Annotated in this window: 9 protein-coding genes; 2 read left to right on the top strand and 7 right to left on the bottom strand. The window is 25.8% G+C overall.

Features of this window, described 5'->3' with window-relative positions; genetic code table 4:
• Positions 1-38: 38 nt before the first annotated feature.
• Positions 39-2,975 (bottom strand): hypothetical protein, encoded by a 2,937-nt coding sequence (locus tag MYPE_RS05895; RefSeq protein WP_044891234.1) that lies wholly within the window; start codon positions 2,973-2,975, stop codon positions 39-41.
• A gap of 247 nt (positions 2,976-3,222) precedes the next feature.
• Between MYPE_RS05895 and MYPE_RS01665 the strand changes: the two genes are divergently transcribed.
• On the top strand, positions 3,223-3,777 hold the full coding sequence (locus MYPE_RS01665) for a DNA-3-methyladenine glycosylase I (protein ID WP_011077149.1): 555 nt from the start codon (positions 3,223-3,225) through the stop codon (positions 3,775-3,777).
• 91 nt (positions 3,778-3,868) lie between these two features.
• Here MYPE_RS01665 and MYPE_RS01660 read toward each other — a convergent pair whose 3' ends face one another.
• The 4 genes from MYPE_RS01660 to MYPE_RS01645 all read right to left on the bottom strand — a co-directional run bounded on the left by MYPE_RS01660 (position 3,869) and on the right by MYPE_RS01645 (position 11,708).
• A complete protein-coding gene (locus tag MYPE_RS01660; protein WP_011077148.1) occupies positions 3,869-6,823 on the bottom strand; it encodes a M60 family metallopeptidase in 2,955 nt (984 codons plus the stop codon).
• Between the two features lie 226 nt (positions 6,824-7,049).
• Positions 7,050-8,297 (bottom strand): glucosamine-6-phosphate isomerase, encoded by a 1,248-nt coding sequence (locus tag MYPE_RS01655; protein ID WP_011077147.1) that lies wholly within the window; start codon positions 8,295-8,297, stop codon positions 7,050-7,052.
• Positions 8,298-8,503: 206 nt separating this feature from the next.
• The gene (locus MYPE_RS01650; protein ID WP_011077146.1) at positions 8,504-10,840 is read right to left on the bottom strand and encodes a Cof-type HAD-IIB family hydrolase; all 2,337 of its coding nucleotides are present in this window, start codon (positions 10,838-10,840) and stop codon (positions 8,504-8,506) included.
• 1 nt (position 10,841) lies between these two features.
• Complete coding sequence (locus tag MYPE_RS01645) at positions 10,842-11,708, bottom strand: NAD(P)-dependent oxidoreductase (RefSeq protein ID WP_011077145.1); 867 nt, start codon at positions 11,706-11,708, stop codon at positions 10,842-10,844.
• Positions 11,709-11,947: 239 nt separating this feature from the next.
• Here MYPE_RS01645 and MYPE_RS01640 point away from each other — a divergent pair, with 239 nt between their 5' ends.
• The gene (locus tag MYPE_RS01640; protein ID WP_044891233.1) at positions 11,948-12,169 is read left to right on the top strand and encodes a hypothetical protein; all 222 of its coding nucleotides are present in this window, start codon (positions 11,948-11,950) and stop codon (positions 12,167-12,169) included.
• Positions 12,170-12,708: 539 nt separating this feature from the next.
• On the opposite strand, the gene MYPE_RS01635 is transcribed toward MYPE_RS01640, so the two are convergent.
• Together MYPE_RS01635 and MYPE_RS01630 are read right to left on the bottom strand one after the other, a co-directional pair.
• Positions 12,709-14,151 carry an IMP dehydrogenase gene (locus tag MYPE_RS01635; RefSeq protein ID WP_052270421.1) on the bottom strand — a complete coding sequence of 481 codons (1,443 nt, stop codon included), beginning with the start codon at positions 14,149-14,151 and terminating at the stop codon, positions 12,709-12,711.
• 201 nt (positions 14,152-14,352) lie between these two features.
• Entirely contained in the window at positions 14,353-17,709 is a 3,357-nt protein-coding gene (locus MYPE_RS01630; protein ID WP_129374651.1) for a lipoprotein 17-related variable surface protein, read from the bottom strand.
• Positions 17,710-18,888: the final 1,179 nt, after the last annotated feature.

Raw genomic sequence — 18,888 nt, 5'->3', positions numbered from 1 at the left:
AAGTCCTAGTCATAGGACTTATTTCATTTTTAAGTTAATTATCTTTTTAGAGAAGCAAATCTCTTATTATATTTTTTTCTTTGTAAAACTATAGCTATAGCTGCAGCTGTAACCACAACTGCAAAAGCAACTGATAAACCAATAATAATAGCTATCAATTCACCATTAGAGTTAGTGACTTCAAAAGAATAAGAATATTGTGTTCCTGATTCATTTTGGAATGTTACTACATATTTACCAGCTTGATTAATTTCTTGACCACATTGATAATTTGTTTGTTTTCCATCTTTAAATAATTTTACTGAAAAATTATTATTGGCATTACTCATAGAACTAATTACTACTTTATTACCAAATTTAGATTTGTTGTTTTCATCAAGTCCTTCAAACTTAAATGGTAAATTATCTTTATCAGGAGTAGGGTGCTTAGCAAAGTTATTTGTATCATTTGGTTTGTTTGGTTCTACTGGAACATTTGGATTACTTGGTTCAGTTGGTTTTTCAGGATCAGGATTAACTGGAGGAGTTACAGGTTTGTCAGGTTCTGGATTAACAGGTGGAATTACAGGTTTATCTGGTCCTGGATCAACTGGGGGAGTTACAGGTTTATTTGGATCAACAGGTGGTTCAACCCAGTCAGTTTTATCTTTTCAAGGACCATTATCTACCATTTCTTGATTGAATACACCTCTTGCAAAGAATCTAAATCATTCTTCTTTAGAAGAGTTATAAATTTTAATAACATAATAAGAACCATGGTTCCCTAACTTATCACCTCATGATAAATTTGTAGAATGATTATTTTCCCAAATTTTAATATTCATGTTTTCTTTTCTTTTATCAAAATAGATATAAGCTTCATGATTATTTAAAGTTTGTTTCTTTTTAATATCTTCTTCTAAACTTTCTACAGTAGGTTTAGGATTTGCATTACTTTCAAGGTTATACTTTAAAACATTATCAATTACAAAACTTAATGTATATTTTTGACCACTATTCAAGTCTTCAAAAGTTAATATATATGAACCATCCGGTCTAATAATTAAATTATTATTTTCATCTAGTCTATAAGGATAAGACTTTCCATCTTTAGTAATTGTTAAATTTACATTATCTTCAACTTTCACTAATACATCTTGATCTGAATTAATTACATCTTTATCTTTTACAGCTTTTCCATCTTTGTGAGTTACTGAAAATAATGAAGATGATTTTTGTAGAGTCATACCAAATTTTTTAACAGAACTATTTTTATCATCAATAATTTCAAAACTATAAAGACCAGGTTCACTAATTAATTGATCAAAATTATATTCATAAGATTGATTGTCTTTTTTAGCAACAATCTTATAACCACTGTTTCCACTAGTAACTTTAAAATTGGAAGAAGTAATAGAATCTAAATTTAATGGCTGTCCACTTTCTGTTACAACACCATATTTTTTATCATTTTTAATATTGATAGTTTTTTCACTTACATTACCAATATCATCAGTTAGTTTTATTTTATATGTTCCATCAACTGCAAAAGTAGTGCCCTTTTTAAAAGAGATTTCTTGACCACCATTAAAACTATAAGTTGCTCTTTTTACATCTTTATCATTTCAACTAATAGTTGCACTATCATAAGTTAGTGTGTTAGCAGCAGTACCATTAACTGAAGTATTATTAATTAAAATAGTTGGTGCAGTATGATCAACTGCAAAAGTATATTCTGTGCTTGATGAAGGATTGTTTTTATCATAAACCTTTATTTTTCAGTTACCATCATTTGGTTTATTTGCTGTATTTAGTAATATATATTTTTGGCTACCATTCACACTACCTGATTGCAAACTTACAGGTTTAATATTATTTTGTGTAACTTCAAATTCATATTTAGAATCAAAAACCAAGTTTAACATTCCTTCTTTATATTTTAAATCCTGAAAATTAGTAGGTTGTTGAGTGAACTCTACTTTTGGTTTTTCTTTGTTGTTATCTATTTCATTTAATAATTCTTCATAAGTTAAAGTACTAGTTTTAACTTCATAGTCTTCAACAGTTTTCTTTAAATAGTTATTAGAGTATTTGGATTTTAATTTATCACTGAAGTTTATTACAAAAGCATATCCATATTTTGTATACCCAATAGAATTTAAAGTATCACCTTTATTTTTATTTCACCCAGCATTAAAAATTAATTCTTTTGTAGATTCATTGTAATCATATGCTACAACTCCATGACCTCCAGTTGAACCTGAAATTGCAAGAAAAACTGGTATCCCTTGGTCTATTTTTGATTTAGCTCAGTTAAACTGCTTTTCTTGTGATTGACTTTCTAAATCATCCAATCTGTTAAATTCATAAGTATAATCAACACCTTCTTGTAATCCAACATAATTTTCAAAATATCTGTCAAATGCTTTTCTATATTCTAGTCTTCCAGCACCATGCATATATTGAGAACCTGGAACTGCATCTAACATTGATTGCATAATTACAGAATTAAAAGAAGTGTCTTCTTTATGTTTCAAAGCTTTAGCATATGCACCAAAACCAGTATATTCAGTGATGCTTTGACCACTTTGGGTTCATTTAATTTCTCTATCACCTAAAAAACCTGGTGAAGTTTCTGTAACAGATTGAAATGGATAAGTTGTAGAAACATCATAGTTTTCTGTAACTAAATCATCATTAAAGAAAGTATCATAAAAACCAATCATACCCATAATCGTTATAAAAGAACAAGTACCATTAACATTAAGTGGTTGGTTTTCAGAAAAATGTTCTATATAGTTAGCCATCAGTTTTCTTCTGTCTTCATTAGTCAAAGTATCTCATGTAAGCGCTGCATTTCTTACATTATTAGATTCCAAGGAACTATAAACAAGGTTTAAATTATTGGTAATATTTGAAGAGTAAACAAAAGGAAGAGCAGAAAAAGTTGCAAAACCCAAAAATGAACCAATAATCTTTGATTTTTTTATTTTCATAACATCACCCTCTTTATTACTTTTATCATATATATAAATATATACAAAATCAATTGTTACAAATACCAATATGCTATTAATATGTAAACAGTTTATGAAAAAATATATCTACCTTACCTTTATTTTAAGATATTTAAACAACATAAACTTGTTATTTAACAAAGGCATTATTTCAGCATTTAAATAGGTTATTATTTTATATAAGTGAAAAACAATATAAATATAAGAATCTAAAGAATCAATAAATATGGAAAATAAAAAAAGATGCAGTTGATGCAAAACCAAATTATATACTGAATACCATGATATGCATTGAGGTAAAGAAAACCACAATGAGTTGGAATTATTTAAATTATTATGTTTAGAATCTCAAAGTTCAGGATTAGGTTTTAGTGTAATTTTAAGTAAACAAAGTGAGTATCAAAAAGCTTTCAATTTTTCTGATATTAATTCAATTGCTAAATTAAATGAAGATGATGTTGAAAACATTATTAATAATTTTAATGTAATTAAAAATAAAAAGAAAATTCAAGCAATTATAAACAATGCAAAAGCTTATTTTAAATTAGTAGAAGTTCATAAGAATCTTAATGATTATTTATGATCTAAAGTTAATTATAAAATTACAAAAAACCCTGAAGGAACAACTGAAAACTTTTTATCTAAACAAATATACAAAGAATTTAAAAAATTTGGTTTTTCATTTTTAGGATCAGTCACAATCTTTTCTTATTTACAAGCAATTGGAATTTATAATGATCATCAAAAAGAATGTTTTATGTATAAAGAAGTTCTTAAGTAATTAATAATACTTAACTTTAAGAAATTATTAGAATAAAAAAATCCCTTTATAAGGGATTTTTAATTTAAATTAATAATTTGTTTTTTTAATTTTAAAAATCAACAGCACCTTGATAAATTAAATTAAAATAAGCAATTTTTTGTAATTCTTTAGAACTGTTTCTAATTAGTACGAGTTTAAAGTTTTTTAACTTTATAGGTGTTTCAAAATTAGTAGTTGTATATCCACTGTCATTTCTAAACCCACTAACTTCATATGTTTGATTATTATCTATATCAATTATTTTTAATCCATCTGCACGAGTTGCCATAGCAGTTTTATCTCTATAAACAATTCTATTTACTAATTGTTCTTTTGGTAATTGAATTGTGATTTCTACAACATTTGTAGAATTACTAAAAGTTACAGTTTCATTTTCTAAAGTGTTTGTAATATTTTTAATATCACCTGCAGCTGCTTCAATATTTGAATTGATAGAAGTTGCCATAGATAAAATATTTGTTACATTATCTCGATAATATAGGTTATGGTCTATCATCCCTTCTTCTTTGCTTATAAAGTTTTCATTACCATCACCTTCTAAAAATATTTCTACTTTAAAAGTTGATGAAATTGCTTTCTTAGTTGCAGTATTAATTGATTCAACTTTATATTCAAAGTTATCAACTTCACCATAATTATAAATAGGATTACCATTTGTATCGGTGCCTGTTAATAATGGTTTATAAGTGTATAAACCATTACCATTATTAACTAATGTCCCATATAAAGGATTAACAGTAATCATAGGATCACTTAAAGTACTTCCTTTATCTGTTTTGTTAAGTTTTAAATCAAACTGATAACCAGTTTCAAAATATTGTTTAGTTATTTTAAAAGGTGAGTTTGAATGAACTCAGGTATCACTATCTCTATACTTAGACTGGCTTGCATATCAACTAGCAATTGGAACATATTCTTCTAAATCTTTAAATATTTCATTTATTAAAAGTAGGTTTTGTATACTTATCAACCCTGCTTGATAATAAAACTGTCCTCAGTTGTAATTGGTTGCTTTGCTAATAAAATAAACAAACTTAGTATTAGCATCTGTTATATTACTAGGAGCTGAAGTTGTGTTAGCTAAACGAATTGCTTTTTCTAAACCTTCTCATCCAAAGTTCGCCATCACACTAGTGTAATGAAAAGTTTGAGCCGTTATGATTGATGAAGTTGTAGAATTTCTAATCACTTTAAGAATTGCATTGTAGCTATTAATATTTGATAAATGACCACTTGGTCAACTTGATATATCTTGTTTACCTGCTCTATCTTGTCCAATGTTTGCATATTTTGCATATGCTAATAAATTTAATACATTATTAGTAACTTCATTTTGATCATTTCTTATAAACCCTCAACTAACATTACTTGGATTAACTTGGAAGTGGTGATTGTATTCATGAATAACCCCTCAATTACCTGAGTTGTTATTAGTATCATAATTAGTAACAGCAGAACCTCAACTTCTAGGCATAACATTATATGCATTTGAAGTGTAAGCAGCTCCACCATCTACATAATATTGATAATCAGTAAAATAATTTTTAATTTGTGGTCTGACTGTAGGTGTTTCATTTAATCCACTTACATATCTTGATTCATATGATAATTTATTTCATAAATCTAGTGATTTATATGGATAAGTATTGTTAATTAAAGTTTCTTTATGACTATAAGAAATTACATTGTTATTTTCATCTAATTCTCATTCATAGTTTTCTTTATTAGCAAACTGACCTAAATTAGATTTAGGAACTAAAAACTTAGTATAGTCATTTTCAATTTCAACAAAAGGTGCAGTAGATTCTTTCACTAATCTTTGTCACTCATCTTCAGTTGTATATCCATGAACATAATGTAATGCTTCAACAGCACCATCAATTACAACTCTAAAAATATTTGAACCATTAACAACTGTATTAGTGTTATTTATATGTTCTAAATTTATCATTCCACCTAATGGATTACCAAAAGAAAAATTATTTTTTCTAAGAGTAAATACTTGTCTCATGACAGGCATTCTATTTTTACATTTACTTCATTGACTTTCAACATTGCTAGAAGTTAAATCTTGAATTTCATTGTCATTAATAACCAATCTAATATTTAATGCAGCTACTTGTTCATCTGTTAATCCTGGGAAATTAATTGTAATAACTTCACCAGCTGGTAAATATAAACCAGTTGTATATGCTCCATATTTTCTTAAATCTAAATCAAGTTGTTTTTTAACTGCTGGTTGGCTATCAGAAATTTTAGAATATCCTCAATACAAATTTCTAGTGTCATAAATAACATCACTAATCTTATGTTTTTTCAAAGTTTTGTTTTGAGTTCTTTCTAAATTTAATTGAGCATTCATTAAATCATTTTCAGAATAAGTAATAGCATTTTTAATTTCATCTTTTGTAATAATGCTATTCCAAATATTAGGATAATATTTTGTCACATACTCTTTTGTAGGTGCAACATTACTTCCATTGTTTTGTAAGTATTGTGGATAATACTCTGGAACATTTCTTTGATATGAATCTAAAATTTTTGCATCATAATAGTACATTGAATCATAATAATCACGTGTAGGAGTTGGGTCTACTGGTTCACTAGGTGTCGGATTTTGATTGTTATTACTATCATTATTTTGATTTCCATTACTTGAATTATCCTGGTTGTTATCAAAACCATTTTCACCATTTGAGCTATTGTTATTCCCATTTGTTGAACCACTATCACTTGTTTGTCCATTTAAGCTAGATTTAAAACTAGTTATAGTTAGTGGAACTAAAACAGCAGAAACAATAGCTCCTATTGAAGTTGCAGAAATCAAATAAGCAAACAATTTCTTTACTTTAATTACTCCAACATTTGGTCTAACATGTTTATTAACTTTAATTTTATTAAAACTTCCACCTCTAAGATTTTTATTCTTAGGTTTAATTTTTTTAATCTTTTTAGGATTAAGTTTTTTATTATTAGGTTTAATTAGTTTAATGTTCTTGTTCATAGAAAAATTAAATTAAAAAAAATACTTTTATTCACAATGTGTAAATTATATTCAAAAAAAATATAATATGAAAGTTATTTGTGCATACTTTTTATAAGTAGTGCAATTACATAAAAATAAAAAATAAAATAACCACTTGCACCATAAATGATATGCATGTGGTTATTATTTAAAGTTTTAATAAGTTATTTTTGTAAATTAATCAATGTCTTGGAAGTCATTTAAACTATCAAAGTCAATAATCTTCATTTACAGATTCTTCAGCAGGTTGTTGAGGTTGTACAACTTCTGTTTGTTGAACTGCTGGCTGAGCTTCTACAGGATTAGGGTTTGATTGGTAACCTTCATTTCCAATAATAATATTTATATTTTGATTAACTGGTTCAACCATTGGAGATTCTGGAAGTACTTCTTCAGTTTGCATTGGTTCAACAACTTCTTGCATTTGAGATTGATCAGTTGGTTCTAAAAACATGTTGCCAAATCCTGGTTGGTTAAACTCTTCTGATTGAAGTTGGTCATATGGCACTTGTTCATAAACTTGTTGATTATTGTTTGGATAACCTGCAGCAACATTATTAAGGTTTGCTTGGTTTCTATAATAATTTTTTTCATAAGCATAATCTCTTGCAATTTCAGTTCTAGCAGGAAGATTAGTAGTAGGATAGTGAGAGTTAAAAGTAGTTTCAATTGGATTAAAGATCCCAGCAGATGCAGCTTTGTCAGTTAACACAACTACATTAGGGTGAGATTTTAATAAACAAGCAGGAAGTGTTTTATCATAGTCTTTGCTATAAAACATTTTTTGTAAAATGTTTGCAGAACTTGCATCATTAATCACTACATAAATTTTTCTAGTTTTTAAGATTTGATCAATTCCTAATGTTGCACCAACAACTGGTAAAAAATCAGTCTTCTTAAATTCACTTGATATTTGCTTTTTTAGTGAAGTTGTTAAATTAAATGCTTTAGAAGATAAATCTATTGAATCTGCAAATTCATTAAATATTAAAGAACCTGAACTATTAATTTTTAATACTAAAATATCTAATCCATTGTGAGCATCAATTTGAGCATCATAACTATTAAGTGGTCCATCTAATAAACTATTAAATCTATTAAAATCAATTAATCTATAGAAATTATTTTCTACAAAATCTGTATCACTAAATAAAACATTTTTAATAACATTTTCACTAGAGTTATCTAAAAAATTTTCTCAGCTACTTAATTCAAAAACAAAATCATCAACCATAAAGAATTTAATGTTTGAAAAAGAAACTTTTCCATTTAAACATTGATCTCTTAAATTGTTCATTAAACTAAATAAACTAGTTCTTGATTCAATTGCTAGGTTTAAATCTCTTTTTGATTTAATGTGTTTAATGATTTCGTAGCTTAAATAATCATCAATACTATTTTGGTTTTCAAAAACCATAAAGTTAATGTTTCTATCTTTTGGAAATGAATTCATTGTTGCTCCAATTTATAACTATTATATTTATATGAAGTTACAAAAATATTTTTGTACTCAATGATTAGATTATATTATTTTTTAATTGCCTTTGTATCATAGATTTTGAATTATTGATAAATAAAATAAAATTATTTAACTATAAAGGTATAAAAAACACATTTTTGAATATAAATTATATTCATAAATGTGTTTGTTTATTTTACTTAAAATCTTTTTTCTAAAATACTAGATTCAATAAAGTCTGCAATGGCTGTTGAATTATTATCACCAATCACATATTTAGAAATAGCTTTTAATCTTGGATTAGCATTTCCCATAGCAACCCCATTTTCTAAATGACTCATTAAATCATAGTCATTATTAGAATCTCCAAAGAAGTAAACATCATCATCAAAACAATTAATCATTTCTTTCAATTTCAAATAACCTATATATTTAGAAATTGAAGCACCATAAATATCAATTGATCCTTTTAATGCACTAGTTAAATTACACAATTTAAGATCTTCTTTATAGTATTTAAACATTTGTACTCAATCTTCTTCAGTTAATGCTTCACAGTGAGCACATAAATTAAATAAATCTATATTATTGTTATTTAAGTATTTAAATAGTTCATCAATGCTCATTCCAGAAATATCAATAGTTCTTTCATTAATGTAAGGCAAGAAAACTTTTTTATCATCATTAGTGAAATTGTACATATAAACATTTAAATCACTATATAGCAAGAAAGGAATATTTTTTGAAAAGACAATTTCAAAAAAGTATTTAATTAAGTCTTTTGGTAGAGGGTCTGTATTTCTAAAAATTTTATTATTTTCTTTATCATAGATTAATGCACCATTATTCATAACTGCATATCTTACAACCCCAACTTGATTAACTACATCAATTGTTTGTTGATAAGATCTTCCAGTTGCTATTACTAATTCATGACCTTCTTGATATGCTTTTTGCATTGCACTAATAGTTTCAACATTTACTCTTTTATTTTCATTTAATAAAGTTCCATCAAGATCAAAAACTAAAACTTTTTTACCATTATTAGTAAATGTATCTAAGTCCATGTTATTTAAATCAAAATTAAAGAAATCTTCTAAACCTTCATTAACTGGTAAATTAATTTTGTTTGCTTCTTTTTTTAATTCTTTTCCAATTAAATCTTCAACAAGAGTATTGTGTTTTTCAGTATCTGATTTAACTGCAAAATTTTCAGTTTTATTTGGAGTAATATATTCAACAAAACCTTCTTTTGATCCAAGTGAACCTTTTTCTTCATCTACTTTATCTTCAAATAAATTTTTAATTTCTGGTTTCAAATTTGTATCAGTCAAAGATTCAGGAGTTTTGTATTCACTAGGTTCATTATTATTAGGTTCATCATTTGCATTTGAATTATCTATGAAATCAAAAATAGATTGATTTTGAGTTTGAGAAAAAGCTTCATCATTAAAATCTATTATTGGTTTCTTTTCAATCTCAACATTATTATCATTATTGATACTTTCTTTTTTTAATGAACTAATTTCTAGTTTTTCATTACTAGTAGTAATAGGTTTTTCATAACTTTCAAAACTATTAAAAAGATTATAGTTGTTATCAACCACATAGTTAGAATTAAAACCATTACTGTTATCAAAATCAGTAAAATTGTTGTCTATAGAATTATTAGTATTTAATAAATTCAAATTATAGAATTTTGCTAAAGTGTTAACATCCAAGTTAACTGTATTATTACCTTGTCTTTTTAAGATCCCATAAATTACTTTAGATAATAAAAAATCATAATTGTTATTTTTGTTATCAACTAAAACATTAGAAACAAGATGAGATGCATTAATTAAATTATCATTTAAATCATCAAAGTCCTTATTGATAATCTTTTTAAAAAATTGAGATAAAAGATTACTGCTTCCAGCACCAGAACTTACTGCTTCATATAAAGTGTTCAAATCAAGTTGGTTTGAGATAGCATAATTAATTGCTTCAAAAACACCAAGGGTAACAAAAGAATTTAGCATTGCACTAGCTGAGTTTAATACTTGTGCTGAAGCTAATCCACCACAGTAAAAATAATCAATTTCTAGATCTGCTAATAAATTACTTACTTTATCAAAAATAAACTTCTTACCACTAATTGGCATAGTGTAAAATAGTTGATTAAAACTATTAGAGTATCTAATAATAGGAGCACTTAAATAATCAATGTATTCTGTTTTTAATAAAATCTTTTCTACTAAGTTTACAGAAATTGAAGATAAATCAATTAATGTTACTTTTTTATTTAAATGTTTACATTTATTAATAATATCTTTAAAAAAAATTGAATAAGCTTCTGTTGAATTATTAAAATAAGTAAAAATAACTTCAATATCTGAATTTAATAATTCATCAACTGAATCAACTCTTAATAAATTTTTATTTGTTTTAAAACTAGAATTATTTTTAATATAGTAAAGAATTTCATGATTAGAAAAAATTAAATTATTAACTAATTCATTAAAACTATTGTCATGTGAAAGTCATCCGATTTTCATATTATTTCTCCCCTATATTTTTCAGTAATTCATAAATAGATTGAGTTCCTAATTCATTTACCAATTCATTTTGATTAGCAAAATCTTGATATAGTTTTAATATTTCATTTAAACCATATAAATAATCATTTTCATTTTCTTTAACTAGTTTTAAATCTTTAATGAAATGCTTGATATAAAATCCTGGTTTCAAATCACTACTTAACATTTTGATTCCATTATTTTTAAGTTGTCAGTTGTTACCAATAGTTTTATCAAAAACTTTGTAAGCAGCTTCAATATCAACATTATTCTTTTTACAATAGTTTAAAACTTCTGCTGTTGCAAAAGTATTAACTGCAACTAAAATTTGATTAAATAATTTAGCATGTTGTCCTTTACCAGCACTACCAAAGTAATTAATTTTATTCCCTAATATTTTTAGAATACTTTCAACTTTTTTAAAAGTTTCAAAATCCCCACCAACCATTATAGATAGTGTTCCATTTAGTGCACCTATATCACCACCAGTTACAGGAGCATCTAAAACTTTAATACCTTTAGAATTGTTAGCTAACTGAACAGCAAAATTAGGAGAAGATGTAGTGAAGTCTATACAAATTTGTTCACTTGAAACATAATTAAAAATACCATATTCATCATTTAAATAGATGTCTAAAACATCAGATGGATAACCCACCATAGTCATAATAATATTAGTATCTTTTACAGCATCTTTAATTGATCTAAATTTCAAAATATTTGGATGATTTAAATCATTCATTTTTTCATAAGTTCTATTATAAGCATGAATAATGTGACCATGACTAGCAAGTCTATTTAACATTGCTTTACCCATTATCCCTGTACCAATTCAAGTGATTTTCATATTTTTCCTATATGTATTTTTTAATTTAATCTCTTTTATTTTATTCACTATTTGTATTATTTATTAAACAAAAATCAATATATTAAAATATTGGGTTTAAAAATGGTTTTCTTTATTAAAAATGTAATAATAAAAAAATATCATATAATTATAAAGTTGGACTTAGGTTCTATTTTGAAAATGAAAGAATATTTTGTCTGACAAAATTAATCAATTATAAAAAAATATGGAGATTTTAAATGGCAAAGTATACTAAATATGAAGCTTTAAAATTAACTATGTTCTGATCATTAGTTATAGCTATCATTTTATTTGTTATTGATTCTATCTGTGCAATTGCAGGTGTGGCTCAAGTTGGAATAATTATTATATTTGTTCTTGCAGTATTAGCTACAGCTCTTTCAGCAGGTGTATGATTGTATATTAAAATTAAAAAGACTAATAGAAAATTAACTCAATAATCTATTTTATATAATCTAAATAAAAGCCTCTTAACTTATTAAGTTAGGAGGCTTTTATTATTCTTTTAAAGGTTTTGAATTTATCTATATCCAAGAATGACAAATAAAAAGACTATATGGCATCCATATAGTCAAAATTTTCCTGAAATAAAAAGGGGTTAACCTTAAAGTTAACCCAAAATAACTATGGCTCTCAAAACCTTATAAGCTATTAAACCAATTGTCACCATAACTTTAGTTATTCAGCTAATTCTAAATATTATTTCTGTTTTTTTCATCAAGAATTTGATATTGCACTGCGCGAATGCACAAGTTCCTGACCAAAGAACTTGTTGAATATCTAAATAGGATTCGACACTCGACTACTTTTTGCCTATTTTTAAAACATACTTTATTTAAAGTCCGGAGTATAACATTTTTTATAGATCAGAATGATTACTTTCACTCTTTTCAGTTTTTAACACCACATTAAAATTAAACTACATTTAAGGAAAAAAATCAAATAAATTTATTTTTTTGTATTATAATAAAAGTTTTTACTATTTACTTTGTTCAGATAATAGAACAATACTATGAGTAGAACTTTCTTTTAAGCCAATTCCAGTTTGCTCAACAAACTCTGCTTTATTTTTAAGATCTGTTAATGTTTTAGCACCAACATATCCCATACCACTTTTTAAACCACCTACTAATTGATATAGTGATTCTTTAACTGGACCAATATAAGGCATTAAACCTTCTACACCTTCTGCTACTAATTTTTTAATTCCATCTTGACCATATCTATCAGAACTTCCTGCTTTCATTGCAGCAATACTTCCCATTCCACGATATTGCTTATACATTTTGTTATTATGCATAACTTTAACTGAAGGAGATTCATCACAACCTGCTAATAAACTACCTAACATTACAGCATCTGCTCCTGCTGCTAATGCTTTCACCATATCACCAGAATTTTTTATTCCTCCATCTGCAATAATAGGTATATTTAATTTCTTTGCTTCTTCATAACATTCTAAAATCGCACTAAACTGAGGAATACCAACTCCAGATACAGTTCTAGTTGTACAAATTGCACCTGGTCCAACACCAATTTTTACTGCATCTGCACCTGCTTTATATAAGTCGTTTACTCCATTTGCAGTAACAACATTACCAACTATTAAAAATAACTTAGGGAATAGTTTTTTAATTTCTCTAGTTAGTTCAATTACTTTTTTAGAGTGACCATGAGCACAATCAATAATAATAGCATCCACACCCGCTGCTATTAGTAATTTTGCTCTTTCAATACTATCTTCTGTAACACCAATTGCACCACATACTTTTGGTCTTTCTTTTGAATCAATTAATGGATCATCAGAATTTAAATAAGGTACTAATCATTTTCTTTTAGCAACTGCAATAATACCATTTGTAGTTTCTGAAACTATTGGCATAAAATCAAGTTTATTTTCATCCATGATTTTTAAAATTTCTTCTAAACTTGAACTATCTTTTGCAAAAATAATTTTCTTTCTACCAATTGATTCTAGTGTTGAGTTAGAGTCAATTTTTTTATTTTCTAAATCTTCTTTTGAAACTATGTTAACAATAGATCCATTAACAGTCACAAAAATACAATCATCTAAGTATTCATCAAAAACCTTTTCTTTAATCATTGAAATCTTATTACTAGATTCAAAAGCCATAATATTGTAATACAAACCATTTTTAATATGTTTGATTTGCTTAATCATATTAGATTGTTGTGAATGTGATAGATTCTTATGAATTACTCCTATTCCACCATTTAATGACATATTATATGCCATCTCAATTTCAGTAACAGTATCCATACTTGCACTCATAATAGGAATTTTCATTTGAAATCTACTACTTAAAGTTGTTCTAACATCAGTTTCTTTTGGTAAAACTTCAGAATATTGTGGTCTTAATAAAACATCATCAAAAGTTAAAGTTCTTTTTATCTCTTTCATAAATAACATCCCATATATTAGTTAATTAATTTTAAATTATCAATTTATTTTTTATTTAAAAATTAATCATATTATCTGTTTTGTTTAAAAATAAAACAGAGTTGTTTTTAGATATTATTTTTTACAAATAGAAAAAGAAAATAGACCTTTTATACAAAAGGTCTATCATGATTTTGAATTTGTTTTTTTAATAATCAAGTTTTAAATATTATAAGTTACTGAATATTCTTTTAGTGATTTTGGATCTGTAACATTTTCAAAGTAAACATAAACTGAAACTGTTCTTTGAACAGGATTTGAAATAACTGTAATTTTGTGTTTACTAGAATCTGCTAATAAACTTACATATTCACCACTTTTATAAGATATTAGTTTTAATGCTTCTTGATTATTGTTATCTTGTAATCACTTAGCAAAAGTATCTGGAGTAAATTGATCAAATTGCTCTTCAGTTATACCACTGTTATTTACTAGATAACTTTTTAGCATGTTGTTTGCAACAAATGATAAGTTATCAGAAGTTGAATCAACATTCCCTTTAACAAAACCAGTATAGTTTGCAACTAAGTTTAAATCACTATTTGCACCACTAATTAATTCTTTTGGAATCTTTACATAAAAACTAATAGTTCCTTGAGAATTATCATAATACATATCAGCTGTGATTCTAGTATCAGTTCAACTTGTAGGAATTAATGAACCCTGACTTTTAACTAACAATCCTTTAATTAATGATTTTAGATCATCATATTTAGTAGACCCAATTGTAAGTCCATTTTTATTTGTTCCATAGAAAGCATCATAAATTTCACTTACTTGAACTTGTTTTAAAGCTAATAATTTATTATCACTATCATCTTCAAATTCAACATTAAATCTTTGGTTATATTCATCAGTTGTCATAAAACCAGTAAATGTTTGAGTTGCATTGTAGTTTGTAAAACCAACATTACCATTACCAATTTCTGAAGCATAGTTGCTGTTTAATGAAATTGCAACTGTTAAACTTCCAGTTTCATCATTTGCAGTTTTTGTAATTGTGAAATCATTTGAGCTAAAACCAGTATAGCTTATAAATGAGTTGATAATATCACCATCTGTAATTGCTGAGGGAAGAATTAAGTTTTTGTTAGTTCCACCAATACTATTAACATTATTAAAACTAAATTTATAGCTTGTAACTTTATTTAAGTTAGTATAAGTAACACTAAATGATTCTTGTTGATTTTTTGGAGAGTAATTAGAAGGCATAACAGCATCTATTTTTAAAGTACCTGCTGTATCATTTGCAGCTACTGTAAACTTCATTTTAGAAATTGGGTAACCCTTACTAGTATTTGTGTTCACAAATTGTAAGAAACCTGAATTTGTAGAATCAGATGAATTATTTAAACTAGTAAATGAAGAAGGTAATGTGTTTGCACTTAATAGGTTTTTAAGTTGCGGAACTTGGCTAACATCAATACTTGTTTCATTGTTTGTTTGTCCTGCAAATTTAAAGTTAGCAGCTGAAGAATTGCTGAAAATTTTATAAGTATTAGTTGAAGAATAGCTTTTTACATTAGAAACATAGTTTGATAAATTTGCTGACATTGGCACATATTGATAATCTGCTTTAACTGTAATTTCACCTTTTGTATCATCACGAGATTGAATAGAGTAAGTAGTTTTAGGATAAAGCTGTTCTCCATTTGCATTTGTAATTGTTTGAGATTGGAAAGATGCTTGAAAAGGATTTAATGATGATACATCTGAAACTTGAACCTTTGAAGGTAACATATTTAAGAAATCATAATCAGTTGAAGTTGATAATGTTTTTCAAGATGTTTTATTTCCAATTTTATTGGTAGTTGTAAAATCGTATGAAACTGTTCTAGGTGAAGAATCACTTGGTAATTCATTAGTAAATCATGGAATTTGATATAAGTTAACAGTTACTTTAAATGTTCCTTTACTATCATCAATATCTGAAATTACAAAACCACTGCTATCACCATCTTTTATAAATGAATTATTTAGTGTTGTAATGTCATTCTTAGTAATTTCACTAGGAATTTTTGATTGTAAAATTGAATTTTCAATTGTGAAATCAGATGCTTTTTGAAAACTATCTGGACCATTCAATGTTCCTTTAAAATCACCTTGATTTTGTTGATTTTCATTTTGTGTAACAGCAATTGCAAGACCATAATTTGCATCACTTGGTATTTTTTCAGATTCACTCAATCTAATAAATTTATTGTAATATGAATTAATTATCATCAATTGCCCAGTATATCCATATACATTGTAGATAACAAAATTACTTGCATATGTGTTTACATTATCTTTACTAATTCCAGATAGGTCTAAATAAATTGTAGGAGAAACTGAAGCAGTATGGTTATTTGATGAAGTTAAAGTCTTTCAAAAGTCACCAGATACTTTATAAATTTTTGTATCATCTTTAAATTTAAAATATAGGTTTTGATTTGAATCAAAAGCTCATGATTTAATTCATTTATTATCTGTCATTGGGAAAGTCCCATAATTAACAGAATTTCCAGTTGCATCAATAATAATTGCAGTGTTATAAACAACTGTAACTACTTTACCATCAAGCATTGTGTAGTAATCACGTTGTGGTGTAACTTGTGTATTTCTATATCCTACCATTGCATTTGCTGCTTTAACTTTTGTAGCTCATTCTCCAGTTGTTTCAATCATATTAAGATTGTCATCAACTAATAAAAAGTAAATGTCATAAGATGCATTTCTTGCAGCAGTAGTGTCATCTGATGTTGGATCAGTTGAGAATGGAAAGACTTCTACTAAATTTTTATTATTAGCAATAGGGATCAGATTGAAAAAATATCATCTATATTTTTGCCCATAAGTTGAATCTCCTATTGGCAAAATTGTTGTGTTATTAGAATTACCACTTATTTGAGTTAAAGTATCAGTATCTGGATCATATAGCAATGCTTTAGCATCATATGTGCTTCCTGCACCACCATAAACCATAACCTTTCCTGAACTTAAAGCTGAAACAAAACGATAAGCATTATTAACACTTGATAAATTTGTATAAGTTAAATCAAATGTTTTTTCAATTGCACCAGTTGAACCATTAATCTGAAATAGAGGTTGTTTTTTAGTATTAGTAGAATAATATCCTAGTACCCATAATTTATCTTTTGATCTGTTGTAATCTCAATTAAATCATGAACGTTGTCATGCAGAATCAGTATAATCAACTCCAGGTTTAGTACTGGTTTTATCAGGAACATGAGTTGCAAAATCAATTTCTCACTTCTTGTTTCCAAATCAATCTAAAGCTGTAATTTTATTACCATGAAAAGTAATTGGACCATTGTTAGTAGATATATTTGCATTTTGATCATTATTTTCTGAAATTACTAAATCAGAAGTTGAGGCATGATTGTTTTGAGATAAGCTAGTTATTGAAGAATTGCTTAAAGCACTTTCTGACATTGGTAATGCAACAGATAGTCCAGTTGCAACACCTAAAACAGAGCCTAATATTGATAAAGTTATTTTTTTAGATAATTTACGCATTATAAATTTTTCCTTTTTAACACCATTTATAATTTTAAATTTTTTTGATGCCAATGTAAAATACCAGGTTTGTAATGTTTTATTTATATGAAAACAAAAATAAAAAGAAATAAAAATATACCTTTTATTAAATTTAAAAACTATATTTTTATGTTTTTTTAACAAAAAGTTAAAAGAAAGTCCAGATAGCATATAAAATAATATTGCTGTAAAGGTATCCTTAACTTTACAGCAATATCATTATTTAAGGAATATGCTTGTTCATATTATTTTATTCATTTAATTATCTATACATAAAAAATACATTTTAGATTTAATATTAATTTTATTTCTCTTTCTTGTACTCCTAATAATATTGTTTAAATTTAAAATTATCCTTTAATTATTCTTAACTTTGTACCCTATCTCCTATTTAAAAAATAGTGTTAATAAAAAGTTTTCTATTCATAATTTCAATATTATAGATAATTAAACCTTTTTTTCTATATCTTTTATATAAATATAAAAACCCTCTTTTGCTTTAGCAATTGAGGGTTTTCTACTGTTTATAAATCATTGTTTTATTTTTAAAATAATCTTTTATTAAATCTATTATTTTAAAATAAACTTCTTTTATTATTGTGCCTCTAACAAGAAATATTTATTTAATGTATTCCATTAAAAAGTTATTATTTTATGCATGATTTTTTAAATAAATTTAAAATTAGAAAATAAAAAAGTATTTAATCTAAAACCTTAGAATTTGTATATAATAGTTATAGTTACAAAGGTTATTCTCCTTAACTTTGTAACATAATGCAATTTGTAAATTGCACAATTATTAAGGAGATTAAAAAATCATAATAATATTTAATCATTTTATTTTTTGGTTTAATTCTTATATCAAAAGTAAAAATTTCTCTCAGGAAAATTGTGTTTCCTTAAAAATTAAAAATTTATATAAGTAATTTATTAAATTTTTCATATAAACCTCCTTTTTACCTAACATTAAATTTGTTAGTTTATATTTAAAAGAAAACTAGTTATATAATAATAACATTATTTCTAAATTTATAAAAACACCTCTATCCCTTTCTCAGGATAGGGGTTTTTCATTTCTTGTTAGTTGGAAAAATATTGTAATATTTTAATAAGGAACCTGCTACATTTAATATAGTTTTTCCCGATTTAAAAAGAAAT

The organism is Malacoplasma penetrans HF-2, from assembly GCF_000011225.1.
Classification (GTDB): Bacteria; Bacillota_I; Bacilli_A; order Mycoplasmatales; family Mycoplasmoidaceae; genus Malacoplasma; species Malacoplasma penetrans.
This window is presented reverse-complemented; position numbering and strand designations above follow the sequence as displayed.